The organism is Bradyrhizobium japonicum USDA 6 (genome assembly GCF_000284375.1).
Classification (GTDB): domain Bacteria; phylum Pseudomonadota; class Alphaproteobacteria; order Rhizobiales; family Xanthobacteraceae; genus Bradyrhizobium; species Bradyrhizobium japonicum.
Genome location: NC_017249.1, coordinates 8750052 through 8775930, shown reverse-complemented (window position 1 = coordinate 8775930; position 25879 = coordinate 8750052). Strand labels below are relative to the sequence as shown.

Annotated in this window: 20 protein-coding genes; 10 read left to right on the top strand and 10 right to left on the bottom strand. The window is 65.0% G+C overall.

Translation table 11 applies throughout. The features are described from left to right. Positions 1–5: 5 nt before the first annotated feature. Entirely contained in the window at positions 6–1046 is a 1041-nt protein-coding gene (locus BJ6T_RS40370) for a branched-chain amino acid ABC transporter permease (protein WP_014498274.1), read from the bottom strand. 176 nt (positions 1047–1222) lie between these two features. Between BJ6T_RS40370 and BJ6T_RS40365 the strand changes: the two genes are divergently transcribed. Continuing rightward, positions 1223–1744 carry a MarR family winged helix-turn-helix transcriptional regulator gene (locus BJ6T_RS40365; protein ID WP_014498273.1) on the top strand — a complete coding sequence of 174 codons (522 nt, stop codon included), beginning with the start codon at positions 1223–1225 and terminating at the stop codon, positions 1742–1744. Between the two features lie 143 nt (positions 1745–1887). Here the strand turns inward: BJ6T_RS40365 and BJ6T_RS40360 are convergent, their stop codons facing one another. The 9 genes from BJ6T_RS40360 to BJ6T_RS40320 all read right to left on the bottom strand — a co-directional run bounded on the left by BJ6T_RS40360 (position 1888) and on the right by BJ6T_RS40320 (position 11804). Beyond that, entirely contained in the window at positions 1888–3171 is a 1284-nt protein-coding gene (locus BJ6T_RS40360; protein ID WP_014498272.1) for a glycerate kinase type-2 family protein, read from the bottom strand. Between the two features lie 183 nt (positions 3172–3354). Beyond that, positions 3355–4584, bottom strand: coding sequence for an ABC transporter substrate-binding protein (locus tag BJ6T_RS40355; protein WP_014498271.1), 1230 nt, complete (start codon positions 4582–4584; stop codon positions 3355–3357). A 240-nt stretch (positions 4585–4824) separates the two neighbouring features. Next, positions 4825–6051: an ABC transporter substrate-binding protein gene (locus BJ6T_RS40350; protein WP_014498270.1), complete on the bottom strand. Its 1227-nt coding sequence runs from the start codon at positions 6049–6051 to the stop codon at positions 4825–4827. A 129-nt stretch (positions 6052–6180) separates the two neighbouring features. Continuing rightward, complete coding sequence (locus BJ6T_RS40345) at positions 6181–7410, bottom strand: ABC transporter substrate-binding protein (RefSeq protein ID WP_014498269.1); 1230 nt, start codon at positions 7408–7410, stop codon at positions 6181–6183. 40 nt (positions 7411–7450) lie between these two features. Continuing rightward, positions 7451–8470 carry a branched-chain amino acid ABC transporter permease gene (locus tag BJ6T_RS40340; RefSeq protein ID WP_014498268.1) on the bottom strand — a complete coding sequence of 340 codons (1020 nt, stop codon included), beginning with the start codon at positions 8468–8470 and terminating at the stop codon, positions 7451–7453. A 2-nt stretch (positions 8471–8472) separates the two neighbouring features. Beyond that, the gene (locus tag BJ6T_RS40335; protein WP_014498267.1) at positions 8473–9351 is read right to left on the bottom strand and encodes a branched-chain amino acid ABC transporter permease; all 879 of its coding nucleotides are present in this window, start codon (positions 9349–9351) and stop codon (positions 8473–8475) included. 12 nt (positions 9352–9363) lie between these two features. Continuing rightward, positions 9364–10077, bottom strand: coding sequence for an ABC transporter ATP-binding protein (locus BJ6T_RS40330; protein ID WP_014498266.1), 714 nt, complete (start codon positions 10075–10077; stop codon positions 9364–9366). Further along, positions 10074–10871: an ABC transporter ATP-binding protein gene (locus BJ6T_RS40325; protein ID WP_014498265.1), complete on the bottom strand. Its 798-nt coding sequence runs from the start codon at positions 10869–10871 to the stop codon at positions 10074–10076. Before BJ6T_RS40325 ends, BJ6T_RS40330 begins: the two co-directional genes overlap by 4 nt. A 66-nt stretch (positions 10872–10937) precedes the next feature. Beyond that, complete coding sequence (locus BJ6T_RS40320; protein WP_014498264.1) at positions 10938–11804, bottom strand: IclR family transcriptional regulator; 867 nt, start codon at positions 11802–11804, stop codon at positions 10938–10940. A 129-nt stretch (positions 11805–11933) separates the two neighbouring features. Here BJ6T_RS40320 and BJ6T_RS40315 point away from each other — a divergent pair, with 129 nt between their 5' ends. The 9 genes from BJ6T_RS40315 to BJ6T_RS40275 all read left to right on the top strand — a co-directional run bounded on the left by BJ6T_RS40315 (position 11934) and on the right by BJ6T_RS40275 (position 25764). After that, the gene (locus BJ6T_RS40315) at positions 11934–14030 is read left to right on the top strand and encodes a 3-hydroxyacyl-CoA dehydrogenase NAD-binding domain-containing protein (protein WP_014498263.1); all 2097 of its coding nucleotides are present in this window, start codon (positions 11934–11936) and stop codon (positions 14028–14030) included. A gap of 158 nt (positions 14031–14188) precedes the next feature. Continuing rightward, complete coding sequence (gene pimA / locus BJ6T_RS40310) at positions 14189–15871, top strand: dicarboxylate--CoA ligase PimA (protein ID WP_014498262.1); 1683 nt, start codon at positions 14189–14191, stop codon at positions 15869–15871. Then, a complete protein-coding gene (locus BJ6T_RS40305; RefSeq protein ID WP_014498261.1) occupies positions 15868–17055 on the top strand; it encodes an acetyl-CoA C-acyltransferase in 1188 nt (395 codons plus the stop codon). Before pimA ends, BJ6T_RS40305 begins: the two co-directional genes overlap by 4 nt. A gap of 135 nt (positions 17056–17190) precedes the next feature. Continuing rightward, positions 17191–18381 carry a pimeloyl-CoA dehydrogenase large subunit gene (gene pimC / locus BJ6T_RS40300; RefSeq protein WP_014498260.1) on the top strand — a complete coding sequence of 397 codons (1191 nt, stop codon included), beginning with the start codon at positions 17191–17193 and terminating at the stop codon, positions 18379–18381. Between the two features lie 163 nt (positions 18382–18544). Next, positions 18545–19687, top strand: coding sequence for a pimeloyl-CoA dehydrogenase small subunit (gene pimD / locus BJ6T_RS40295; RefSeq protein ID WP_014498259.1), 1143 nt, complete (start codon positions 18545–18547; stop codon positions 19685–19687). A gap of 168 nt (positions 19688–19855) precedes the next feature. Then, positions 19856–20629, top strand: a complete 774-nt coding sequence (locus BJ6T_RS40290; RefSeq protein WP_014498258.1) for an SDR family NAD(P)-dependent oxidoreductase — start codon at positions 19856–19858, stop codon at positions 20627–20629. Between the two features lie 269 nt (positions 20630–20898). Next, positions 20899–22404: a glycerol kinase GlpK gene (gene glpK, locus BJ6T_RS40285; RefSeq protein WP_014498257.1), complete on the top strand. Its 1506-nt coding sequence runs from the start codon at positions 20899–20901 to the stop codon at positions 22402–22404. Positions 22405–22528: 124 nt separating this feature from the next. Then, a complete protein-coding gene (locus BJ6T_RS40280) occupies positions 22529–24976 on the top strand; it encodes a penicillin acylase family protein (RefSeq protein WP_014498256.1) in 2448 nt (815 codons plus the stop codon). A gap of 194 nt (positions 24977–25170) precedes the next feature. Then, complete coding sequence (locus BJ6T_RS40275) at positions 25171–25764, top strand: GNAT family N-acetyltransferase (RefSeq protein ID WP_014498255.1); 594 nt, start codon at positions 25171–25173, stop codon at positions 25762–25764. The last annotated feature ends 115 nt before the right edge of the window (positions 25765–25879 follow it).

The following is a 25879-nucleotide window of genomic DNA, read 5'->3' as shown; positions in this document are numbered from 1 at the left end:
GCGCGTCAGTCCTTCTCTTCCTCGACCGCGGGCGCGGCGAGCGAGCGCAGCAGCAGCACGGGGATCAGCAGCATGAAGACGATCACTTCCTTGTAGTTGGAGGCGTAGAAGGACGAGAACGCCTCGACGATGCCGACGACCAGCGCCGCGACGGCGGTGAGCGGATAGCTGACGAGGCCGCCGATGATCGCGGCGACAAAGCCCTTCAGGCCGATCAGGAAGCCGGAGTCGTAGTAGAGCGTGGTGATCGGCACGATCATGATGCCCGACAGCGCGCCGATGACGGAGGCCAGCAGGAAGGCGATCTGGCCGGACAGCGTGGTGCGGATGCCGGCAAGGCGGGCGCCGAGCCGGTTCACGGCGGTCGCGCGCAGCGCCTTGCCGTAGAGCGTCAGCCCGAAGAACAGCCAGAGTCCGACGATGAAGGTGATGGTGATGGCGTAAACGGTGATGCTCTGGCCGGTGAAGCGCAGCGCGCCGGCGGTGAACGCGCCTGACAGCACGGCGGGTCCGCGCTGGCCTTCGGCGCCGAAGAACAGCAGGCCCAGTCCCTGGAGCGCGAGATGGACGCCCACCGATGCGATCAGCAGCACCAGCACGGAGGTGTGCGCCAGCGGCTGGAAGGCGATGCGGTAGAGATAGAGGCCGATCATCGCCACGATCACCAGCGACAGCGCGATACAGACCGCCACCGGCGGCTTCTGGGCGGCGAAGGTGATGGTCAGCGCCAGCACGATGGCCGGCAGCACGACATTGGTGACGAGGCTGCGCACGATCAGGCGGCCGTGCAGCGCCTTGCGCGCCACGAACAGGTCGAACACGAAGGCGCCGATACCCAGCGCCAGCGCGAGCTTGGCCGTGCCCGGCATCTGGCCCGCGGCCAGCGAGGCATAGGTCAGCGCGCCGTAGGTGACGAATTCGCCCTGGGGAATGAGGATGACCCGCGTGACGGCGAACACCAGCACCAGCGCCAGGCCAAGCAGCGCATAGATCGCCCCATTGGTGATGCCGTCCTGTACCAGGAACAGCATGATGGTGGTATTCAAGACCGGACGCTCCCCCTCAAAGATCGGGACCGGCCTCCGCAATTGCGGTGGACGGTCCGCTCACAGCCATTGAAACGCTGACGATATTTGATATGGTCCATAACAATTATCAAATATAACTTCAAGGGTGGGTGGACGACCCGCCCCGAATTTAGCGGGATCACGAGCACGAGGCGATGACCGTTTCCAAAACCGCTGAAAAGTCTTCCGAAAAGCCCGGCGACGCGGCCAAGGGCCGCAAGGACGCGGCCGAGGCCCAGCCCGAAGCCCTCCAGCTTGGCGAGCTCTCCGAGCAGCTCGGCTACGTGCTGAAGCGGGCGCAGCTCAAGGTGTTCGAGAACTTCTTGCGCTGCATGGCCTCGCTCCAGCTCACGCCCGCGCAGTTCTCCGTGCTGCTGCTGGTCGAGAAGAATCCGGGCCGTAACCAGACCGAGATCGCCTCGACGCTAGGCATCCTGCGCCCAAACTTCGTGGCGATGCTCGACAATTTGGAGAGCCGCGACCTCTGCGCGCGGATCCGCTCCACCAACGACCGCCGCTCGCACATCCTGGTCTTGACCGACAAGGGCAAGGCCGTGCTGACCCGAGCGAAAAAGCTCGTCGCCACCAAGCACGAGTCCCGGCTGAACGAGCTGCTCGGGCAGTCCAACCGCGAAGCCCTGATCGTGATGCTCTCGAAGATCGCGAACGAGTTTTGAGGGGGATTCACGTTCTCTGCTGTCATCGCCCGGCTTGACCGGGCGATCCAGTACTCCGAGACGTTTGTGATCGAACCGACAGGCCGCGGCGTACTGGATTCCCCGCCTGCGCGGGGAATGACAGCGAGACCTGGGCAGGTGCCTCAATCCACCAAAATCACCCTGATATCGTTCACGTTCGTCAGCGTCGGTCCCGGCATCAGCAGATCGCCGGTCGCCTCGAAGAACGTCGTCGCGTCGTTGTTGTCCAGATACGCCTGCGGCTGAAGCGCCAGCGCCTTCATCTTCGCGAACGTTGCAGCATCGATCAGCGCGCCGGCGGGATCGGTGGGATGGCCGGCGCCGCCATCGGCACCGTCGGTGTCGCCGGCGAGAGCGGAGATGTCAGGCGTGTCCTTCAACAGGGAGGCGAGCGCCAGCGCGTATTCCTGGTTGGGGCCGCCGCGCCCATTGCCGCGCACGGTAACGGTGAGCTCGCCGCCGGAGAGGATCGCGAGGCGCTTGCCCTGCGCGCGTGCTTCAAGCGCGAGCCTGGCGTGATTGGCGGCGACCTCGCGGGCCTCGCCTTCGAGATCGGCGCCGAGATCGATGGTTTCATAGCCCGCTTCCTTGGCGAGCTTCACCGCGGCGTCGAGCGATTGCTTGGGCCGCGCGATCAGTTCGAAATGCGCGCGCGCAAAGGCGGCGTCACCCGGCTTGGCGCTTTCGTTGGCGGGATCGTCGAGCGCGCGGCGGACGGCGTCGTCGATGGCGAGCTTGTACTTCGCGACGATCGCGCGCGCATCTGCCAGCGTGGTCGGGTCCGGCACGGTGGGGCCGGAGGCGATGGCGGACGGATCGTCGTGCGGCACGTCGGAAATCGCCAGCGTCACGATTTCGGCGGCATTCTTGCCGGCGCGCGCCAGCCGGCCGCCCTTGATCCGCGACAAATGCTTCCTGACCGTGTTCATCTCGCCGATCGGCGCGCCCGAGCGGAGCAGCGCCTTGTTGACTGCCTGCTTCTGCGCGAAGCTGATGCCGTCCACCGGCGCGATCCAGTTCGCCGAGCCGCCGCCGGTGAGCAGCACCAGCAGCAGATCGTCCGGCCCGGCCTCGCTCGCGAGCGCAAGCGTATCGGCGGCGCCCTTCAGGCCGGCCTCATCGGGCACGGGGTGACCGGCCTCGACCACGCGGATGCGGCGCGTCGGCACGCCGTAGCCGTGGCGCGTGGTGGCGATGCCGACGAGGCGCTCCGGCGCGAGCTTGAGCGTATCGAGATAATGCCGCTCGGCGGCCGCGGCCATCGCACCCGCGCCCTTGCCGGCGGCGAGGCAGATCACGCGCCCTTTCGGCGCGGGCCGCAGATGCGGCGCCAGAATCGTGCTGGGATGGGCGGCGGCAACGGCGGCGTCGTAGAGCGCGCGGAGCAGGGGACGTCGGTCGGTCATGACGAAGGCCTTCAGCGAACTGAAATGATGGCGACAAAATCGCCGGCTCCCTGCCTACCGCATCAGGCGCCAGAGCGTAAGCGGGCTTTACCATCATTCGATTGTGCAATCGCGTGATCATAATCCGCGCGCAAGCAAAAGCCCCCTGCGATGGCCGCGCAGGGGGCTCTCAGTCGTTTGGGGTTAGCCGCCGACGTCGGCGCTGATCACGTCTCCGAACAGCTCCCACTTCTCGCCCTTGAATTTCTCGAGCTGAAGCTGGCTGATCGGCGCGAAATCGGTCGGCGAGGTGTTGATCTTGACGCCCGGCAGCAGCGCCTCGGTGCGGAAGTCCTTCAGGTTCGCCGCCTGCTTCATGATGTTCTCGCGCGTGAGATTGTCACCGCACTGCTTCAAGACCTGGACCAGCGTCTGTGCCACGGCATAGCCGACGATCGTGCCCTTATCGAGCTTGTCGCCCTCGGGGAAGTATTTGGTCATGAACGCCAGAAACTCCTTCATGCCGGGATCGTTGTTCCACGCGGGATCCGACACGTCCTTGAGATAGTCGGCCGAGACGATGTCCTGGCCGTTCTCGAAGCCGGCCGGCTTCATCACGCTGCCGACGGAGGCCGAGACGTTGTTGAGGAAGTGCAGCGGCTTCCAGCCGATCTCGGCATTCTTCTTGATCGCCTGGGCGGCGAATTTCGGCGTCGTGATGTTCATGAAGACGTCGGCGCCGGTCGACTTCAGCTTGACGATGTGGTTGTCGATGGTCGGCTCGGAGGTCTCGTAGCTCTCTTCGATGACGATCATCGAGGCGGCTTTCGAGCCGAGGCCATCCTTGAGGCCCTTCAGATAGTCCTTGCCGTAATCGTCGTTCTGGAAGAGCACCGCGATCTTGGCGTCCGGCTTGTTCTTGAGCAGCCATTTCGCATAGATCTGCGTCTCGCTCTGGTAATTGGGCTGCCAGCCCATCGTCCAGGGGAAGTTCTGCGGATCGTTCCACTTGGTGGCGCCGGTCGCGACGAACAGCTGCGGCACCTTCTTCGAGTTCATGTATTTGTGGATCGCCGAGTTCGGCGGCGTGCCGAGCGAGTTGAAGATGAACAGCACCTCGTCGCTCTCGACCAGCTTGCGGGCCTGCTCCACCGTCTTCGGCGGCGAGTAGGCGTCGTCATAGGAGATGTAATTGATCTTGCGGCCGTTGATGCCGCCCTCGTCGTTGATCTTCTTGAAATAGGCGGCTTCCGTCCGCCCGATGATGCCGTAGGCGGAAGCCGGTCCGCTGTAGGGCATGATGTTGCCGATCTTGATTTCGGTGTCGGTCGCGCCGGTATCGTATTTCTTCTGGGCCGATGCAGTGGAGGCCGAGGCCGCAATGAGCGCAAGCGCCAGTGACGCGGCCGCAAGTTTGCCGGTGACAGCGGGCATTCCTATCTCCCTATTTTCTTGGTGTGTGTGCGTCCCTTTTCTTGGCTTGATGATTTTTGGCGGCGCGGACGCAATTCAATACGATTTACCGGGGGCCTTCAACCGAAAGCCCCCGCGGCTGTGTCGCAGGGGCTGCTCCTTTAGTAGTCAGGGACCGGCGCGCGCCCGTGTGCGACTGCGAGACGGTACGGCTGTCCTAAGTTGATTAACCAGCCGGAGGCGATTTTGAGTTGCGCGGCTTCAGTGGCCGAGCTCGCTCGAGATGATGTCGCCGAACAGCTCCCATTTCCTGCCCTTGAACCGCATCATCTGGAGCTGCTCGATCGGGGCGAAATTATCGGCGGAGGTGTTGATCTTGATGCCGGGCAGCAGCGTGTCGGGCTCGAAATCCTTCAACGAAGCGGCCTGCTTCATGACGTTCTCATGGGTGAGCTCGTCGCCGCACATCTGCAGCACCTTCACCATGGTCTGGGCCGCGGCATAGCCGAACACCACGCCGGCATCGAGCTTGTTGGCCTTGGGGTCGTACTGCGCGAGGAAGTTATAGAATTTCTTCATGCCGTCATCGGCATTCCATTGCGGGTCGGAGCCGTCCTTGGTGTAGCTCGCCGACAGGATGCCTTGCGAGATCTCCAGGCCCGCGGGCTCGAGCACGCCGCCGACCGACGCCGAGACGTTGGAGATGATGTGGACCGGATGCCAGTTGATCTCGGCCGCCTTCTTGATCGCCTGCGCGGCGAATTTCGGCGTGGTGATGCTGAGGAAGACGTCGGCGCCCGAGGCCTTCAGCTTCACGACGTGCTCGTCGATCGCGGGCTCCGACGTGTCGTAGCTGTCTGCGAGCACGATCATCGACGCCTTGGCCCCTAGGCCGTCCTTCAGCCCCCTCAGATAGTCCTTGCCGAAATCGTCGTTCTGGTAGAGCACGCCGATCTTCGCGTCCGGCTTTTCCTTCATGATGTATTTGGCGTAGATGCGCGCCTCGCTGGCGTAGCTCGGCTGCCAGCCCATGGTCCACGGATATTGCTTCGGATCGTTCCATTTGGAGGCGCCGCTCGCCACGAACAGCTGCGGCACCTTCTTGTCGTTCATGTATTTGCGGATGGCGCCGTTGGTGGAGGTGCCGAGCGAGCCGAAGATCAGCAGCACACCGTCGCTCTCGACCAGCTTGCGCGCCTGCTCCACCGTCTTCGGCGGCGAATAGCCGTCGTCGTAGGAGATGAACTTGATCTTGCGGCCGTTGATGCCGCCCTCGGCATTGATCTTGTTGAAATAGGCTTCCTCGGCCTTGCCGATCGCGGCATAGGCGGAGGCCGGCCCGCTATAGGGCATGATGTTGCCGATCTTGATCTCGGTATCGGAAGCGCCGCTGTCGTATTTCTTTTGCGCCAGTGCCGGGCTGCTCACCGCAGTGCACAAAGCGAGCGCGGCCGAAACGGCCGCAACCTGAAATCGAACGACAGTCATCTTTCTCCACCCGGAATGGATCGGCGCCGCATTGAACAAGATTGACGCCTGACGTCAACAAAAAGCCCCCGCGGTCGCCCGCGGGGGCTTTGTCAGATTTGACTAGACTTGGACGATCGCGTCAGCGCGTCACTCGGAGGCGACGTCGCCGCTGATGATCTCGCCGAAGAGTTCCCACTTCTCGCCCTTGAAGCGCTGCATCTGGAGCTGCGAGATCGGGGCGAAGTCGGTGGCGCTGGTGTTGATCTTGACGCCGGGCAGCAGCGTGTCCGGTGCAAAATCCTTCAAGGAAGCGGCCTGCTTCATCAGGTTGGCGCGGGTGAGGTCGTCACCGCACATTTCCAGCGTCTTGACCAGGGTCGACGCTGCGCCATAGCCGTAGACCATGCCGGTGTCGGTCTTGTCGGCACCGGGCATGTACTTGTCGACGAACTCGTTCCACTTCTTCATGCCGGGATCGTTGGTCCACTGCGGGTCGGTGGAGTCCTTGGCATAGGCCGCCGACAGCACGTCCTGCGAGGCCTCGAAGCCGGCCGGCTTCATCACGCTGCCGACCGAGATCGATACGTTGGTGAGGATCTGCAGCGGCTTCCAGCTGAGCTCGGCGGTCTTCTTGATAGTCTGGGCCGCGAACTTCGGCGTCGCGTAGATCAGCAGCACGTCGGGATTGGCCGCCTTGATCTTGACGATGTGGCCGTCGATCGACGGCTCGGAGATCTCGTAGCTCTCTTCCATGATGATCATGGACGCGCCCTTGGCGCCGAGACCGTCCTTGGTGCCCTTGAGATAGTCTTTGCCGAAATCGTCGTTCTGGTAGAGGATCGCGACCTTGGCGTTCGGCTTTTCCTTCATCAGCCATTTCGCGTAGATCTGCGCTTCGCTCTGGTAGGAGGGCTGCCAGCCCATGGTCCAGGGGAAGTTCTTCGGGTCGTTCCACTTGGTGGCGCCGGTGGCGACGAACAGCTGCGGGATCTTCTTGGCGTTCAGGTACTTCTGGATCGCGGTGTTCGAGGGCGTGCCGAGCGGATTGTACACGGCCAGCACTTCGTCGCTCTCGACCAGCTTGCGGACCTGCTCGACGGCCTTCGGCGGCGAATAGGCGTCGTCATAGGTGACGAAGTTGATCTTGCGGCCGTTGATGCCGCCCTTGTCGTTGATCATCTTGAAATAGGCTTCTTCGGTCTTGCCGATGATGCCATAGGCCGACGCCGGACCGCTGTACGGCATGATGTTGCCGATCTTGATCTCGGTATCGGACGCGCCGGTGTCGTATTTCTTCTGGGCAAGTGCTGCGCCGGAGGCGAGGGTCGCGACCGCCGTTACGAGTGCGGTGGTTCGCAGTATTCTTCCGAAAAGCAATTGGGTCTCCTTGGTTAAAACAACAGTCTGGATGGACGTTTCAATTCTTCCTGAGCCGGCCGGCGAGCTGCTGGCCCAGGATCGCGACTTGCCTTGCGCCATGCGGCACGAGGTAGATGACGAGGAACAGGAGCACGCCGAACACCGCGCCGGAGAGGCCCTTGGAGATGCCCTCCGCGATGTTCGGCACGAAGATGATGAAGGCGGCGCCGACGATCGAGCCGGGCAGCCAGCCGACGCCGCCGACGACCATGCCGAGGAACAGCGAGATCGCGAGGGTGATGGTGTAGCTGTCGGGCGCGACGAACTGCACGGCGATGGCGCCGAGCGAGCCGGCGATGCCGGTGATGGCGGCGGAGACGCCGAACGCCAGCGTCTTGTAGAGCGCGACGTCCACGCCCATGGCGGATGCCGCGATCTCGTTGTCGCGGATCGCCATGAAGGCGCGCCCCGAACGGGAGCGCAACAGGTTCACCGAGAAGATGTAGATCGCGATCGTCACGACGAGCGTGAAGTAGTACAGCCACATGTCCTGCGACATCGGCAGGCCGAATGGCGCGTCCGGCTTGGTGACGACGAGGCCCTGCACGCCGCCGGTCCAGTGCTCGAGGAAGTTGAGCTTGAGGAGCTGCGGCATCGCGGTGGCGAGCGCGAAGGTCGCCAGCGCGAGATAAACGCCCGAGAGGCGCAGCGCCGGCTTGCCGAACAGATAGCCGAAGCCGAAGCAGACCACGCCGGCGATCGGCAGCGTCAGGGCGTAATTGACGTTGAAGTGCTCCATCAGCACCGCGGTCGTATAGGCGCCGACCGCGTAGAACGCGCTCTGGCCGAGCGAGAACTGGCCGCTTCCGCCGGTCAGGATGTTCAGCGCCAGCACCGCGAGCCCGTAGATCAGGAGCATCGTCATCTGGAAGATGATGAAGTTCTTGACGAAGACGGGCGCGATCAGCAGCGCCGCGAGCACCACCAGCGACGTGCCGGTGCCCAGCGTCATGGCCCGCTTCGGAACAGCCTCGACCGCCTCGTGGCCTTCTGCAACGACTTCTTCTGCAGCGCTCATGATCAAACTCGCTTGACGATGTGCCGGCCGAACAGGCCAGCGGGTTTGACGACCAGGACGGAGATGATCAGCGCGAGCGCGATCGGGAGTTTCAGCTCGTTGCCGACGCCGGGGATGTAGGTGCCGGCGAGGTTCTCGAAGATGCCGACCAGGAAGCCGCCGACCACCGCGCCGAACGGGCTCGTGAGACCGCCGAGCACCGCGGCGGCAAAGCCGTAGATCAGCACGCCGCCCATCATGTTGGGCTCGAGGAACACGACGGGGGCGATCAGCATGCCGGCGATCGCGCCGATCGCGGTCGCCATGCCCCAGCCGAGCGCGATCATCCAGGACGTGTTGATGCCGACGAGGCGGGCCGATTCAGGCACCGAGGCGGCCGCGCGCATGGCCAGGCCGATGCGCGTGTACTGGAAGAAGAAGTAGAGGCCGAGCAGCAGCAGCACCGTGACGCCGATCATGCCGGCCTGGTGGGTCGAGATCAGCTGGCTGCCCAGGAACGGTGCGGAGCCGAACGGGGTCGGGTACTGCTTGATGGTGAAGTCCCAGATCAGGCCGGCCGAGGAGTTGATGATCGCAAACAGCGCGATGAAGCCGGCCACGTTGGTCAGCACCGGCGCTTTCGCCAGCGGCTTGAACAGAATGCGCTCGATCGCGATGCCGGCGACGAAGGAGAGTGCCAGCGTGATGACGAAGGCGGCCCAGTAGGGCACGCCCCACTGCATCAGCTGCCAGGAGATGAAGGTCGAGAACATCGCCATCTCGCCCTGCGCGAAGTTGAGATGGTCGATAGCCTGGTAGATCATGACCACGGCGAGCGCCATGCAGGCGTAGATCGCGCCCGTGGCGATGCCGGCCAGCACTTGGTTGGTGAACAGCTCCATCGTGCCGGCTCCTCAGTAACCCAGATAGGATTTGCGGATTTCTTCGTTGTTGGCGATGTCCTTGGCATTGCCCGACATCACGATGCGTCCGGTCTCGATCACATAGGCCTGGTCGGCGAGTTCGAGCGCGAGCTGGGCGTTCTGCTCGACCACCAGGATCGACACCTTGTCCTCGCGGTTGATCTTGCCGAGGATGCCGAACAGGTCGCGCACGACCAGCGGCGCCAGTCCGAAGGACGGCTCGTCGAGCAGCATCAGGCGCGGCCGCAGCATCAGCGCGCGGGCGACCGCGAGCATCTGCTGCTCGCCGCCGGAGAGCGTGCCGGCCTGCTGGGTATGGCGCTGCTTCAGCACCGGGAAATGCGCGTACATGCGCTCGATGTCGGAGACGATGCCGGCGCTGTCCTTGCGGGTGATGGCCCCGAGCTGGAGGTTCTCCTCGACCGTCATGGTCGTGAAGGTGCCGCGGCCTTGCGGCACGTGGGCGATGCCGAACCGCACGATGCTCTCGGTGGAGCGGTTGCTCAGCGGCTTGCCCTCGAACTCGATCGCACCGGTGGAACGCACCATGTTGCAGATCGCGCGCAGGGTGGTGGTCTTGCCGGCGCCATTGGCGCCGAGCAGCGTCGTCAACGATCCTTCGTTGAGCGAGAAGGACAGGCCATGGAGCGCCTGGACCTGGCCGTAATAGGCGCGCAGGTCCTTGACGTTGAGCAGCGTCGTCATTGGTCCTTGCTCCCGAGATAGGCCTTGATGACGTTGGGGTCCGCCTGCACCTGGGCCGGCGTGCCTTCCGCGAGCTTCTTGCCGAAATTCAGCGCGACGACGTGGTCGGCGATCGACATCACGAGGCCCATGTGGTGCTCGACCAGCAGCACGGTCATGTGGCGGTCGTCGCGGATGCGGCGGATGAGGTCGCCGAGCACGTAGACTTCCTCGTGGTTGAGGCCGCCGGCGGGCTCGTCGAGCAGCAGGATCTTCGGGTCCGCCGCGAGCGCGCGCGCCAGCTCGACGCGCTTCTGCGTGCCGAAAGGCAGGCCGGACACGACGGTGTGGGCGACGTCCTCGAGCTTGAGATAGGCGAGGATCTCCTGCACCTTCTTGTTGACGTCGGTCTCGCTGCGCCGGACCCAGGCCAGCCTCAGGGAGTCGCTGATGATGTCGCTGGAGGTCTTCGAATGGGCGCCGACGCGGACGTTGTCCATCACCGAGAGGTTCGGAAACAGCGCCACGTTCTGGAAGGTGCGGCCGATGCCGATCTCGGCGATCCGGTGCGGAGGCCGCGACAGGATGCTTACGCCTTCCATCAGGATGTCGCCCGACGACGGCTGATAGAGCCGCGAGAGGCAGTTGAAGAGCGTGGTCTTGCCGGCGCCGTTGGGGCCGATCAATCCGAGGATCTGGCCCTTGTGCATGTCAAAGGACACGCCGTTGAGCGCGATGATGCCGCCGAACACGACGCTGACGTCGCGAACCGCGAGCAGGGGCGATGTCCCCCGCGCGAGCTGTGCCTGCGTCATCTCGTCTCGCCCACACACGTCAGTGGGCGAAGGGGCGATGCGAACCGCTCCCGGTGATGACAAAGGCTATCTGAACCCCTCGGCCACACGCGCAACTTTTCCTCCTGATTTCAGCTTTTTGCTGACTTCTTTTTTGGATTGCGGCATCAGTCCCCCGAGTGCCGCTTCAATGTTCCTTACCATCGCCAGCAGACGCGGTCCAATGTCGTTGATCAAACGCTCTTCCGTGAAGCGGAATGCGGGCGCGCCGCAATTGAATGCGTAAGGTCCGGTTCCGTCGTTGAGCTTGAGCGCGACGCCGGCGGCGCCGATGTCGTCATGCCAGTCGCCGACGGACATCGCGAAACCGTATTTCGCGACCGTTTCGCCCGAACGTTCCAGTCCGTCGCGCATCTTCGGCCACCGGCTGCCGTAATGTTCGCGCAGAATGCGGGAGACCTCGGCGCGGCCCTCTTCGTCGAGCGCCCAGAAATAGGCACGTCCCATCGCGCTGGTTGCAATCGGCACGCGGGAGCCGACGTCCAGTTGAACGCCGACCGTCTCGCTGCCGCGACTTTGCCCGAAATAGATCATGCTGTGACGGTCGCGGCCGCCGATTGCGACGGCGCCGCCGGTCGCGCGCATCACTTCCTCGCGAAATGGCTCGGACAAATGCCGAACGCCGAGATTGGATAGCGCCGCATAACCGAGCGCCATCGCGGCGGGCGCGAGCTGATACTTCTCGAAACGGGGAACCGGTGTCAGATAACCGAGCTTCGTCAACGTGTAGGTCAGGCGCGAAACGGTCGGCTTGGGCAGGTTGGTACGCGCAGCGATCTCCTGGTTGCCGAGAAGTCCGTCGCTGGGTTGGAATGCGCGCAAAACATCTAGTCCGCGGGAAAGCGCGACGACGAAATTCCGATCGGTCGCAGTCTTCTTGCCTGTACGCTTCATCCCTGATCTGCTTCTTGCGCGGAGTCGTTGACAACGTCCGTGCTTCAAAATAACCCTGCCGTCAAGATGCGGAATTAAATTCCGCACCGCGAAATCGAACAAAGTAAATCCCCACCAAGGAGGGAAGCCGTGAGCGAAGTGGTCAAGCTTGAGCGTCATGACGAAGTCGGGATCGTCACGGTCAACAGTCCTCCGGTCAATGCGCTGAGTGCCGCAGTGCGCGGCGGTATTCTCGAATGCATCAAGGCCGCGATCGCCGATCCCGCGATCAAGGGCGTCGTGCTGACCTGCGCCGGCCGCACCTTTATCGCCGGTGCCGACATCACCGAATTCGGCAAGCCGCCGAAGCCGCCCGCCCTCAACGACGTCCTCGCCGAGATCGAGAACTCGCCCAAGCCGGTCGTCGCCGCGATCCATGGCACCGCGCTCGGCGGCGGCCTCGAGGTCGCGCTGGCCTGTCATTTCCGCGTGGCCGTGAAGGAAGCCAAGCTCGGCCTGCCCGAGGTGAAGCTCGGCCTGCTGCCGGGCGCCGGCGGCACCCAGCGCCTGCCCCGCGCGGTCGGGCCGGAACTCGCGGTCAAGATGATCGTCGGCGGCGATCCGATCGGGGCTGCCGAGGCGCTCAAGAACGGCCTGATCGAGGAGATCGTCGAAGGTCCGGCCTCCGGCGGCGAAGCCTTCGTCCGCAAGCTGCTCGCCGAGAAGCGTCCGCTGCGGCGCCTGCGCGACGACGATTCCAAGCTCGCCGCGGCCAAGGCCGACCGCTCGATCTTCACCAATGCGGTCGCCGCCATGACCAAGAAGTCGCGCGGCCTGGAAGCGCCGTTCGCGGCCGCCGACGCCGTCGGCTACGCCATCGACCTGCCGTTCGACGAGGGCCTGAAGAAGGAGCGCGAGGGCTTCCTCAAGCTCGTCGCCAGTGACCAGTCCAAGGCGCAGCGTTATGCCTTCTTCGCCGAGCGCGAGGCCAGCAAGATCGCCGGCGTGCCTGAGGGCACCAAGTCGCGGCCCGTGAACCGCGTCGCCATCCTCGGTGCCGGCACCATGGGCGGCGGTATCGCGATGTCCTTTGCCAATGCCGGCGTTCCCGTCACCCTGATCGAGACCGGCGAGGAGCAGCTCAAGCGCGGCATGGGCATCATGCAGAAGAACTGGGAAGCGACCGCCGCGCGCGGCGGCATCCCGGCCGACGCGCCCGCCAAGCGCATGGCGCTGATCAACGGCGTCGTCGGCATCGAGAATGTCGGCGATGCTGACCTTGTGATCGAGGCCGTGTTCGAGACCATGGCGGTGAAGAAGGAAGTGTTCGGCAAGCTCGACCAATACGTCAAGCCCGGCGCCGTGCTCGCCTCCAACACCTCCTACCTCAACATCGACGAGATCGCGAAGTCGACCAAGCGGCCGCAGGACGTGCTCGGCATGCACTTCTTCTCGCCCGCCAACGTCATGAAGCTGTGCGAGATCGTGCGCGCCGACAAGACCGCGCCGGATGCGCTGGTCACCGCCGTGACCATCGCGCGCAAGATCGCGAAGGTGCCGGCCGTGGTCGGCGTCTGCGACGGCTTCGTCGGCAACCGCATGCTGGCGCAGCGTGGCAAGCAGTCCGAGAAGCTGCTGTTCGAAGGTGCCTTGCCGCAGCAGGTCGATGCCGTGGTCACCAAATTCGGCATGCCGATGGGGCCGTTCGCGATGGGCGATCTCGCCGGCCTCGACATCGGCTGGCGCTCGCGCAAGGACCGCGGCATCAAGTCGGAGATCGCGGACGCGCTCTGCGAAGCCGGCCGCTTCGGCCAGAAGACCGGCAAGGGCTACTACAAGTATGAAGCAGGAAGCCGCTCGGCGCTGCCCGATCCGGAGGTCGAAAAGCTGATCGACGAGACGCTGCTCCGTCTCGGCCGCAAGAAGCGCGTCGTCAGCGACGAGGAGATCCTCGAGCGCATGATGTACCCGATGATCAACGAGGGCGCGAAGATCCTCGAAGAGGGCATCGCGGCGCGTCCTTCCGACATCGACGTGGTCTGGCTCTACGGCTACGGCTGGCCGATCTACCGCGGTGGCCCGATGTTCTGGGCCGACACCGTCGGCCTCAAGCACATCGCCGATCGTCTCTCCTTCTACGCCAAGGAAACCAACGATCCGAGCCTCGAGCCCGCGCCGCTGCTGAAGAAGCTCGCGGCCGAAGGCAAGACGTTCGCGTCGCTGGCCGCGGCGTCGAAGGCGGCGTGATGGCCGGTTCGGCTCAACCTTCGTCATTCCGGGATGCGCCGCAAGGCGCAGGCCCGGAATCCATAACCCCAGCTGGTGGTTATGGATTCCGGGCTCGCGACTTTGTCGCGCCCCGGAATGACGGTCGATGTTAGTTGCTCGCTCAAGCAATCAAGAAAATGACCCATCCCGGCGAACAGTTTTATCCCGAGGGCGTGCGTTGGGACGACACCATCGTCCAGGGCTCGCTGCCTGACCTCTTGTCGAAAGCCGCCGCCGATTTCGGCCCGCGCACCGCGCTGGAATTCCGCGATCGCCCGATCAGCTATACCGCGCTCGCCGCCATGGCGGAGCGTGCCGCGGCTGCCTTCCTGCGCGCCGGCTGCGGCAAGACCAGTTCCGTGGCGCTGTTCCTCGGCAACACGCCGGACCATCCGGTCAATTTCTTCGGCGCGCTGAAGGCCGGTGCCCGCGTCGCGCATCTCTCCCCGCTCGACGGCGAGATCGCGCTGACGCACAAGGTCTCGGATTCCGGCTCGCGCCTGCTCGTCACCTCCAATCTCGCGGCGCTGCTGCCGACCGCGCTGAAGTTCCTGGAGAAGGGCCTGATCGATCGCCTCGTCGTCTGCGAGGACGACGATTGGGGCAAGGTCGGCACGCCGCAGGCACCGATCCCCGACGATCCCCGCATCGTCACCTTCAAGAGCTTCGCCGAGGGCGCGACCGCGCCGGCCGAGTGGCCGTCCGTGACGGCGGACGACGTCGCGTTGCTGCAATATACCGGCGGCACCACCGGCCTGCCCAAGGGCGCGATGCTCACCCACGGCAATCTCACCTCCGCGGTGTCGATCTACGATGTCTGGGGCAAGCCGTCGCGTGCGGCACGTGGCGACGTCGTCGAGCGCGTGATCTGCGTGCTGCCGCTGTTCCACATCTATGCGCTCACCGTCGTGCTGCTGTCCTCGCTCAGCCGCGGCAATCTGATCTCGCTCCATCAGCGCTTCGATGTCGAGGCGGTGATGCGCGACATCGAAATCAAGCGCGCGACGTACTTCCCGGGCGTGCCGACGATGTGGATCGCGATCGCAGCGCTGCCTGATCTCGACAAACGCGACTTCTCCTCGCTCGCCGTCATCGGCTCCGGCGGTGCGCCGCTGCCGGTGGAGATCGCGAACTTCTTCGAGCGCAAGGTCGGCAAGAAGCTGCGCAGCGGCTGGGGCATGACCGAGACCTGCTCGCCCGGCACCGGCCACCCGCCGACGGGACCGGACAAGCCGGGGTCGATCGGCCTGATGCTGCCCGGCATCGAGCTCGACGTGGTTTCGCTGGATGATCCGACAAGAGTGCTGCCGCCGGGCGAAGTCGGCGAAATCCGCATCAAGGGCCCCAACGTCACGAAGGGTTACTGGAACAAGCCGAAGGAGTCCGCGGAGTCCTTTTCGGACGGCCGCTTCCTCACCGGCGACATCGGCTATGTCGATACCGACGGCTATTTCTTCCTGGTCGACCGCAAGAAGGACATGATCATCTCCGGCGGCTTCAACGTCTATCCGCAGATGATCGAGCAGGCGATCTACACCATTCCAGGCGTGCACGAGGTGATCGTGCTCGGCATTCCCGACCAGTATCGCGGCGAGGCCGCCAAGGCTTTCATCAAGCTCAAGCCGGACGCCAAGCCGTTCTCGCTCGATGAGCTGCGCGCGCAGCTCGCCGGCAAGGTCGGCAAGCACGAGCTGCCGGCGGCGGTCGAGTTCGTCGACGATCTGCCGCGCACGCCGGTCGGAAAATTGTCGCGCCACGAATTGCGCCAGCAGCAGAAACCATCACAATCCACCCAACACGCATCAGGAGGTCGCTCTTGACCGACGCCGTCATCGTTTCCACCGCCCGCACCCCGATCGGCAAGGCCTATCGCGGCATGCTCAACGCCACCGAGGGCGCAACCTTGCTCGGCCACGCCATCGGCGAGGCCGTCGCCCGTGCAAAAGTCGATCCGAAGGAGGTCGAGGACGTCGTGATGGGCGCGGCGCTGCAGCAGGGCGCGACCGGCGGCAACATCGCGCGCAAGGCGCTGCTCCGCGCAGGTCTCCCCGTGACCGTCGCCGGCACCACCATCGACCGGCAATGCGCCTCGGGCCTCCAGGCGATCGCGCTGGCCGCGCGCTCGGTGATCTTCGACGGCGTCGAGATCGCGGTCGGCGGCGGCGGCGAGTCGATCAGCCTCGTGCAGAACGACAAGATGAACGGCTTCCACGCCCAGGACCCGGCGCTGCTCAAGATCAAGGGCGAGGTCTACATGCCCATGATCGACACCGCCGAAGTCGTTGCCAAGCGCTACGGCATCTCGCGCGAGAAGCAGGATGAGTACTCGCTGGAGAGCCAGCGCCGCACCGCCGCGGCCCAGCAGGGCGGCAAGTTCAAGGACGAGCTGGCGCCGATCACGACGCAGATGGCGGTCACCGACAAGGCGACCGGCGCCGTCTCGTTCAAGGAGGTGACCTTGTCGCAGGACGAAGGCCCGCGCCCCGAGACCACGGCTGAAGGCCTTGCCGGCCTCAAGCCCGTGCGCGGCGAAGGCTTTTCGATCACCGCCGGCAATGCCAGCCAGCTCTCCGACGGCGCCAGCGCCTCCGTCATCATGAGCGACAAGGAAGCCTCGAAGCGCGGCCTCAAGCCGCTCGGCATCTTCCGCGGCTTCGTCTCCGCCGGCTGCGAGCCGGACGAGATGGGCATCGGCCCGGTCTTCGCCGTGCCGCGCCTGCTCAAGCGCCACGGCCTCACCGTCGACGACATCGGCCTCTGGGAGCTGAACGAAGCCTTCGCGGTGCAGGTGCTGTATTGCCGCGACAAGCTCGGCATCGACCCCGAGAAGATCAACGTCGACGGCGGCGCGATCTCGGTCGGCCATCCCTACGGCATGTCGGGCGCGCGCCTGACCGGTCACGCGCTGATCGAAGGCCGCCGCCGCAAGGCCAAGTACGCGGTCGTCACCATGTGCGTCGGCGGCGGCATGGGCGCGGCGGGACTTTTCGAGGTGTTGCAGTAACGGGCTCCGTCGTTCCGAGGCATTCGCGCCAGCGAATGAACCCGGAACCTCGAGCCACAAACTTCTGGATTCCGGGTTCGCGCTTCGCGCGCCCCGGAATGACGAATAGGGAATAACGTTTCACAGGAGGATCCGATGGATCTCGCATTCACGAAGGAAGAGCAGGCGTTTCGCGAGGAAGTGCGTTCATTCTTCCGCGACAACGTGCCGCCGGATACGCGGCGCAAGCTGGTCGAGGGCCGTCATCTCTCGAAGGACGAGATGGTGACGTGGTGGCGCATCCTCAACAAGAAGGGCTGGGGCGTCAGCCACTGGCCGAAGCAGTATGGCGGGACGGGCTGGACCTCCGTGCAGCACTACATCTTCAACGAGGAGCTGCAGTCCTATCCGGCGCCGCAGCCGCTCGCCTTCGGCGTCAGCATGGTCGGTCCTGTGATCTACACCTTCGGCAACGAAGAGCAGAAGAAGCAGTATCTGCCGCGCATCGCCAATGTCGACGACTGGTGGTGCCAGGGCTTCTCCGAGCCCGGCTCCGGCTCCGACCTCGCTTCGCTCAAGACCAAGGCCGAGCGCAAGGGCGACAAGTGGATCATCAACGGCCAGAAGACCTGGACCACGCTCGCCCAGCACGCCGACATGATCTTCTGCCTCTGCCGCACCGACCCCTCCGCCAAGAAGCAGATGGGCATCTCCTTCATCGTCTTCAGCATGAAGTCGAAGGGCGTCACCGTGCGTCCAATCCAGACCATCGACGGCGGCGTCGAGGTCAACGAGGTGTTCTTCGACGACGTCGAGGTGCCCATCGAGAACCTGATCGGCGAGGAGAACAAGGGCTGGGACTACGCCAAATTCCTGCTCGGCAATGAACGCACCGGCATCGCCCGGGTCGGCGTCTCCAAGGAGCGGCTGCGCCGCATCCGCGACTTGGCCGGCAAGGTCGAGTCCGGCGGCAAGCCGATCATCCAGGACGCCGCGTTCCGCGAGAAGCTGGCGGCTTGCGAGATCGAGCTGAAGGCGCTCGAGCTGACGCAGCTCCGCGTCGTCGCCGACGAAGGCAAGCACGGCAAGGGCAAGCCCAATCCGGCGTCGTCGGTGCTGAAGATCAAGGGCTCCGAGATCCAGCAGACCACCACCGAGCTCTTGATGGAAGTGATCGGCCCGTTCGCAGCACCCTACGACGTGCACGGCGATGACGGCTCGAACGAAGCCATGGAGTGGACCGCCCAGATCGCGCCGAGCTACTTCAACAACCGCAAGGTCTCGATCTACGGCGGCTCCAACGAGATCCAGCGCAACATCATCGCCAAGGCGGTGCTGGGGCTGTGAGTCGACAATGACGGTGTCGTCCCCCGCGAAGGCGGGGGACCCAGTACGCCTCGGCGGTCGTGAGTACGGCAGGCGGCTGCGTTTACTGGATCCCCGCTTTCGCGGGGATGACGTCTGAGGGTGAGGCGACGGTAGGGCAATTCCCGCCGATTTGGAGAGAGACATGGATTTTGATCTGAACGAGGAGCAGCAGCTTCTCAAGGACAGCATCGACGGCCTGCTGACCGATTCCTATGATTTCGAGAGCCGCAAGAAGTACATGAAGGAGAAGGGCGGCTGGAGCCAGGCCGTCTGGGGCAAGCTCGCCGAGCAGGGCCTGCTCGGCCTGCCCTTCGCGGAGGCCGATGGCGGCTTCGGCGGCGGCGGTGTCGAGACCATGATCGTGATGGAGGCGCTCGGCAAGGCGCTGGTGCTCGAGCCTTACCTGGCAACGGTCGTGATCGGCGGCGGCTTCCTGCGCCACGCCGGCTCCGATGCGCAGAAGGTCGCGCATGTGCCCGGGATCATCGACGGCAGCAAGACGCTGGCGTTCGCCCAGCTCGAGAAGAACTCGCGCTACGATCTCTTCGACGTCTCGACGACGGCGAAGAAGAAGGGCGACGGCTGGGTCATCGACGGCGAGAAGTTCGTCGTGCTGAACGGCGAGAACGCCGAGACCCTGATCGTCACCGCCCGCACCAAGGGCGACCGCCGCGACAAGTCCGGCATCGGCGTGTTCCTGGTCCCGGCCAATGCCAAGGGCGTGACCAAGAAGTCCTACCCGACCCAGGACGGCCTGCACGCCGCCGACATCACCTTCACCGGTGTCGAGGTCGGCGCCGATGCGGCCCTCGGCAATCCCGACGACTCGCTCGCGCTGATCGAGCGCGTCGTCGACGAAGCCCGCATCGCGCTTTGCGCCGAGGCCGTCGGCCTGATGGACGAATCGCTGAAGACCACGGTCGAATATATCAAGACGCGAAAACAGTTCGGTGTCGCGATCGGCTCGTTCCAGTCGTTGCAGCATCGCGCCTCCGACATGTTCGTCGCCGCCGAGCAGGCGCGATCGATGTCGATGTTCGCGACCATGGCCGGCGATTTCGAGGACGCCAAGGAGCGCTCCAATGCGATCGCCGCGGCCAAGGTGCAGATCGGCAAGTCGCTGAAGTTCGTGGGACAGCAGGCGATCCAGCTCCACGGCGGCATCGGCATGACCATGGAGGCGAAGATCGGCCACTACTTCAAGCGCCTCACCATGATCGAGAACAGCTTTGGCGACACCGACTACCACCAGCGCCGCGTCGCGGATGGGAGCGGGTTGATCTGACCACACGATGACTGTCATTCCCCGCGAAAGCGGGGGATCCAGTACGCCGCGGCCTTTCGATTCCGGCCGCGCCGTCTCTGGAATACTGGATCGCCCGATCCAGTGCGCAATTGCGCACAAGGCCGGGCGATGACATCGATTAAATGGAATCAGCGGAGCCCAACAACAATGAAGAACACCCCGTTCGATCTCACCGGCAAGGTCGCGATCGTCACCGGCTCCAGCCGCGGCATCGGCCGCTCTTCGGCGGAGCTGCTCGCAAAACTCGGCGCCAAGGTCGTGGTGTCATCGCGGAAAGCGGACGCCTGCAAGGAAGTCGCCGACGGCATCATCGCGGCCGGTGGCGATGCGATCGTCATTCCCTGCAACATCGCGCGCAAGGCCGAGGTCGAGGCGCTGATCGCGGGCACGATCAAGCACTACGGCAAGATCGATATCCTCGTCTGCAACGCCGCGGTGAATCCGTATTACGGCCCGCTGCTCGACATCACCGACGAGGCCTTCGACAAGATCATGGGCAGCAACGTCAAGAGCAACATCTGGCTCTCCGCGCTGGCGATCCCGCAAATGGCCGAGCGCGGCAACGGCTCCGTCGTCATCATCTCCTCGATCGGGGGGCTGCGCGGCTCGACCGTGATCGGCGCCTACGGCATCTCCAAGGCCGCCGACTTCGCGCTGTGCCGCTCGCTCGCCGGCGAATGGGGCCCGAAAGGCGTCCGCGTCAACTGCATCGCGCCCGGCCTCGTCAAGACCGATTTCGCCCGCGCGCTGTGGGAAGACGAAGCCAACCTCAAGCGCCGCACCGCCACCACGCCCCTTCGCCGCATCGGCGAACCCGACGAAATCGCCGGCGCAGTGGCCTACCTAGCCTCCGACGCTTCGAGCTTCATGACCGGCCAGACCATCGTCATCGACGGCGGCGTGACGACGGCCGCGGTGTAGGGTTCTTCCCTCTCCCCCTTGTTGAGGGAGAGGGTGGATCGCCGCGAAGCGGCGAGACGGGTGAGGGGTATCTCTCCGCGAGTGAATCTCCTCCTGCTGAATTCGCCGAAACATACCCTCATCCGGCGCGCTTCGCGCGCCACCTTCTCCCGCAAGGGGAGAAGGTAAGGGGATCGTGCCCCCGCATCCAATCTTGACCTTCCCGCCCTAATCCGCTCCCTTTGGCGCGACACAATGACCCCTCTCAGGGAAACGCCAAGGTAGCTTCCATGTCTTTCGTCCTCGCCATCGACCAGGGCACCACCTCGTCGCGCGCCATCGTTTTTCGCAGTGACATCTCGATTGCCGCCCGCGCGCAGCAGGAGTTTCCGCAGCATTTTCCGGCCTCGGGCTGGGTCGAGCACGAGCCGGAGGACATCTGGACCTCGACCGTGATGGTCTGCCGCGACGCGATCGAGCAGGCCGGCATCACCGCAAAGGACATCGCCGCGATCGGCATCACCAACCAGCGCGAGACCACCGTGGTGTGGGACCGCGCCACGGGCCAGGCCGTGCACCGCGCCATCGTCTGGCAGGACCGCCGCACCGCCGACATCTGCGCGAAATTGAAAGCAGAAGGCCGCGAGCCCGTGATCTCGCAGAAGACCGGCCTGATCATCGATCCCTATTTCTCGGGCACCAAGGTCGCCTGGATCCTCGACCACGTTCCCGGCGCACGGGCGCGGGCCGCGCGCGGCGAATTGATGTTCGGCACCGTCGACTGCTATCTGCTCTGGCGCCTCACCGGCGGCAAGGTGCACGCCACCGACGCCACCAACGCCTCGCGCACGCTGCTGTTCAACATCCACACGGGCCAGTGGGACGACGAGCTCTTGGAGATCATCGGCGTGCCGCGCTCGATGCTGCCCGAGGTGAAGGATTCCTCCGCCCGCTTCGGCGAGAGCACGCCGGACCTGTTCGGCGGCGCGATCGCGATCTCAGGCATTGCCGGCGACCAGCAGGCCGCGACCATCGGCCAGGCCTGTTTCCGACCGGGCATGATGAAGTCCACCTACGGCACCGGCTGCTTTGCCCTGCTCAACACCGGGACCACGCCGGTCGTCTCCAAGAACAAGCTGCTCACCACCGTCGCCTATCAGCTCGACGGCAAGCGCACCTACGCCCTCGAAGGCTCGATCTTCGTCGCAGGCTCGGCGGTGCAGTGGCTGCGCGACGGCCTCGGCATCATCAAGCACGCTGCCGAGACCGGACCTCTTGCTGATCAGTCGGACTCCATGCAGAGCGTCTATCTGGTCCCCGCCTTCGTCGGCATGGGCGCGCCCTACTGGAATCCGCGGGTGCGCGGCGCGCTGTTCGGCCTCACCCGCAACACCGGCCCGGCGGAGCTCGCGCACGCCGCGCTGGAGAGCGTGTGTTACCAGACCTTCGACCTCTGGGCCGCGATGCGCGCGGACTGGCCGAGCTCGGAAGTCGCGAGCGTCGTGCTGCGCGTCGACGGCGGCATGACCGCCTCCGACTGGACCATGCAGCGCCTCGCCGATCTCTTGGACGCACCGGTCGATCGGCCCGTGATCCAGGAGACCACGGCGCTGGGCGCTGCGTACCTCGCCGGCCTCCAGGCCGGCGTCTATCCCGAGCCGACGAAGTTCGCCGACAATTGGCGCCTCGAGCATCGCTTCAAGCCGAACATGAGCCAGGCGACGCGGGAGCGGAAGCTCGCGGGTTGGGCGAGGGCGGTGAAGGGCGTGCTCGCGAGCGACGAGGGGGAGGGATAGTCGGATTCTTGTGGCCCGGATGGAGCGCAGCGTAATCCGGGGTTTTCTCCACGAGCAAGATTCCCGGATTACGCTTCGCTCCATCCGGGCTACGGACTAAAATAACAACAACGGGAGAACGACAATGAACACGGATCTCAACCGGGTCATCCAAAAACTCGGCGGCGCAGTCATCTGCGCCGCGCTGCTGACCTCGACAGCCATCGCGCGCGACAAGCCGAACCCGCTCGGCAGTGCGCGGCAGCTCAAGACCGATGTCGCCGGCCTCGACGCCCCCGCCCAGATCCTGGTCGACGTCTGGGGCATCCCGCATATCTATGCCGGCAACGAGCACGACCTGTTCTTCCTGCAAGGTTTCAACGCCGCGCGCGACCGGCTCTGGCAGATCGATCTCTGGCGCAAGCGCGGGCTCGGCCTGCTCGCAAAGGATTTCGGCCCGGCCTATGCCGAGCAGGACAAGGCGCTGCGGCTGTTTCTCTATCGCGGCGACATGAACGCGGAATGGGCGGCCTACGGCCCCAAGGCGAAGACCTATGCGGACGCGTTCGTCGCCGGCGTCAATGCCTATGTCGCCGATGTGCGGGCGGGAAAGCGTCCGCTGCCGATCGAGTTCAGGATCGCCGGCACCATGCCTGATCCGTGGACGGCGGATGACGTCGTCCGCATTCGCAGCCACGGCCTGACGCGCAACGTCGCCTCCGAGGTCAAGCGCTCGCTGGTCGCCTGCGCGGCCGGCCTCGATGCCGATCGTTTCCGCGTCAAGCTCGAACCGGCATGGACCACGAAAGTCCCCGATGGGCTCGACCCCTGCGGCGTGCCGAAGGCCGTGCTCGCGGCCTACGATCTCGCGACCCGCCCGGTGGCCTTCGCGGCGCCGAAGGACAAGCAGGCCGCACTCGCCCACGATCCCGACAAATACCTCACCGAGGCCGACCAGCAGCGCGACACCATCGGCTCCAACAATTGGGTGATCGCGGCCTCGCGCACTGCGACGGGCCGCCCGATCCTCGCCAACGATCCGCATCGCGAGCACAGCGTGCCCTCGCTGCGCTACATCGTCGGCCTCAACGCGCCGGGCCTCTCCGTGATCGGCGCCGGCGAGCCGGCGCTGCCCGGCATCTCGATCGGCCACAACGGCACCATCGCGTTCGGCCTCACCATCTTCAACGTCGACCAGGAAGACCTCTACGTCTACGAGCTCAATCCGCAAAACCCCAACCAGTACCGCTACAGCAATGGCTGGGAGGACATGCGCGTCGTGCACGAGACCGAGCAGGTCAAAGGCGAGGCCGATCGCGACCTCGAGCTGAAGTTCACCCGGCACGGTCCGGTGATCTATGTCGACGATGGCAACAAGCGCGCCTTCGCGGTGCGCTCGATCTGGTTCGAGCCCGGCACGTCAGCCTATTTCGGCTCGTCCGATTACATGACCGCGAAGGACTGGAACGGCTTCCTCGCCGCCATGCGCCGCTGGGGCGCGCCGTCGGAGAACCAGGTCTATGCCGACACCCGCGGCAATATCGGCTGGGTTGCCGCCGGCAAGACGCCGCGCCGCGCCAACTTCGACGGCCTGATGCCGGTGCCGGGCGACGGCCGCTATGAGTGGCAGGGCTTTCTCTCGCTCGACGAATTGCCGAAAGCCTATCAGCCGAAGCAGGGCTTTCTCGCCACCGCCAACCAGATGAACCTGCCGGCCGATTACCCGGTAGCCGAACGCAAGGTCGGGTTCGAATGGTCCGACAGCGCGCGCTGGCAACGCATCACCGAGGTGCTCGCGGCCAACAGCAAGGTGACGCTCGCCGACGCCATGGATTTGCAGAACGACGACACCGCGATGCTGGGGCGGCGCCTCGTCAAGCTGTTGCAGCCGCTCACCTCCGACGATCCCAATGTGAAGAAGGGTCTCGATCTGCTCAAGCCATGGGACGCGCGCGATGCCGCCGACAGCGCGGCAGCCGCCGTGTTCGAGGTCTGGATCGCCAATCATCTTGGGCCGGTGCTGCTGAAGACCACCGCGCCCAAGGCCGCCGATTTGATCGCGCCGGAGGCGTCGAGCATTTCGGCGCTCGTCGCCTATCTGGAATCCCCGGATGCGTCGTTCGGCGCCGATCCCGCTGCCGCGCGTGACCAGATCCTGCGCGACAGCCTCGGCGCCGCGGTGGCCGACGTCACGGGCAAGCTCGGGCCAGATGCCTCGACCTGGCGCTGGGGCCGGCTGCATGTCGCGAAATTCGACCATGCCTTGATGCCGCTCGCCGACAAGGCCACCGCCGCGCAGCTCTCGGTCGGTCCGCTCGCCTATGGCGGTGCCGCCAACGTGCCGCGCGCGGCCACCTATCGCCGCGCCGATTACCAGTTGTTCGCCGGCGCGTCGTTCCGCATGGTGCTCGACGTCGGCAATTGGGATGCGAGCCGCACCATCAACACGCCCGGCCAATCCGGCGATCCCTTCAGCGCCCATTACCGCGACCTCGCTCCGCTCTGGGCAACGGGCCAATACGTCCCGCTGCTGTACAGCCGCCCGGCCGTCGAAGCCGCGACCGCGGAAGCGATCATTTTGACGCCGCGATGAGCGACTTGTTGGCTGGAGAGTGCCGGAAGAGCACGGCCTGCATGGTTCGAGACGCCCGGTCAGGCGGGCTCCTCGCCATGAGGGTCTGATATCCCGCCGCGAAACGCGACCTCATCTTGAGGGCCCGCTGTAGGCGGGCGTCTCGAAGGATGGGCCGCAAGCGAGCTGTTCGCCATGTCTTTCCGAGAGGCCCCATGATCATCCCCAACGGTTATTCCGACATCCCCCCCGGCAAGATCGCCGCGGTCGTCACCCATCTGGAGATGACCGCACCTCCCGCGCGCCGCGACGATCCTCCAGGCGCGTGGTCCTTGCGCAAGGTCGACGCGCCCGCGCTTCATTGGTATCGCGATCTCCATCGCCGCGTCGGCGAGGAGTGGCTGTGGTTTTCGCGTGCGCGCCTGAATGATGGGGAGCTTGCTACGATCATCCACGCGCCAGGTGTCGAGGTGTATGCCCTCGTCGTGGACGGTCGCGACGAAGGCCTGCTGGAACTGGATTTTCGCGAGGCCGGCCAGTGCGAGCTGGTCTATTTCGGTGTCACCGCTGGATTGATCGGGACGGGCGCCGCCCGCTTCCTGATGAACCGCGCGCTGGAGCTCGCATGGTCACGCGATCTGCGCCGCGTCTGGGTGCACACCTGCACCTTCGACCATCCCTCGGCCGTGGCGTTCTACCAGCGCTCCGGCTTCCGCCCGTTCCGCCGCCAGATCGAAATTGCGGACGATCCGCGCCTCGACGGCACGGCGCCGCGCGACGTGGCGAGGCATGTGCCGATTATCGAGTAGTGCACGGCTGCATCCTCACCGTCATTGCGAGCGCAGCGAAGCAATCCAGGCTGTCTCTGCGGAAAGATGCCGGATTGCTTCGCTGCGCTCGCAATGACGGAGTGTGTCGCAGCCG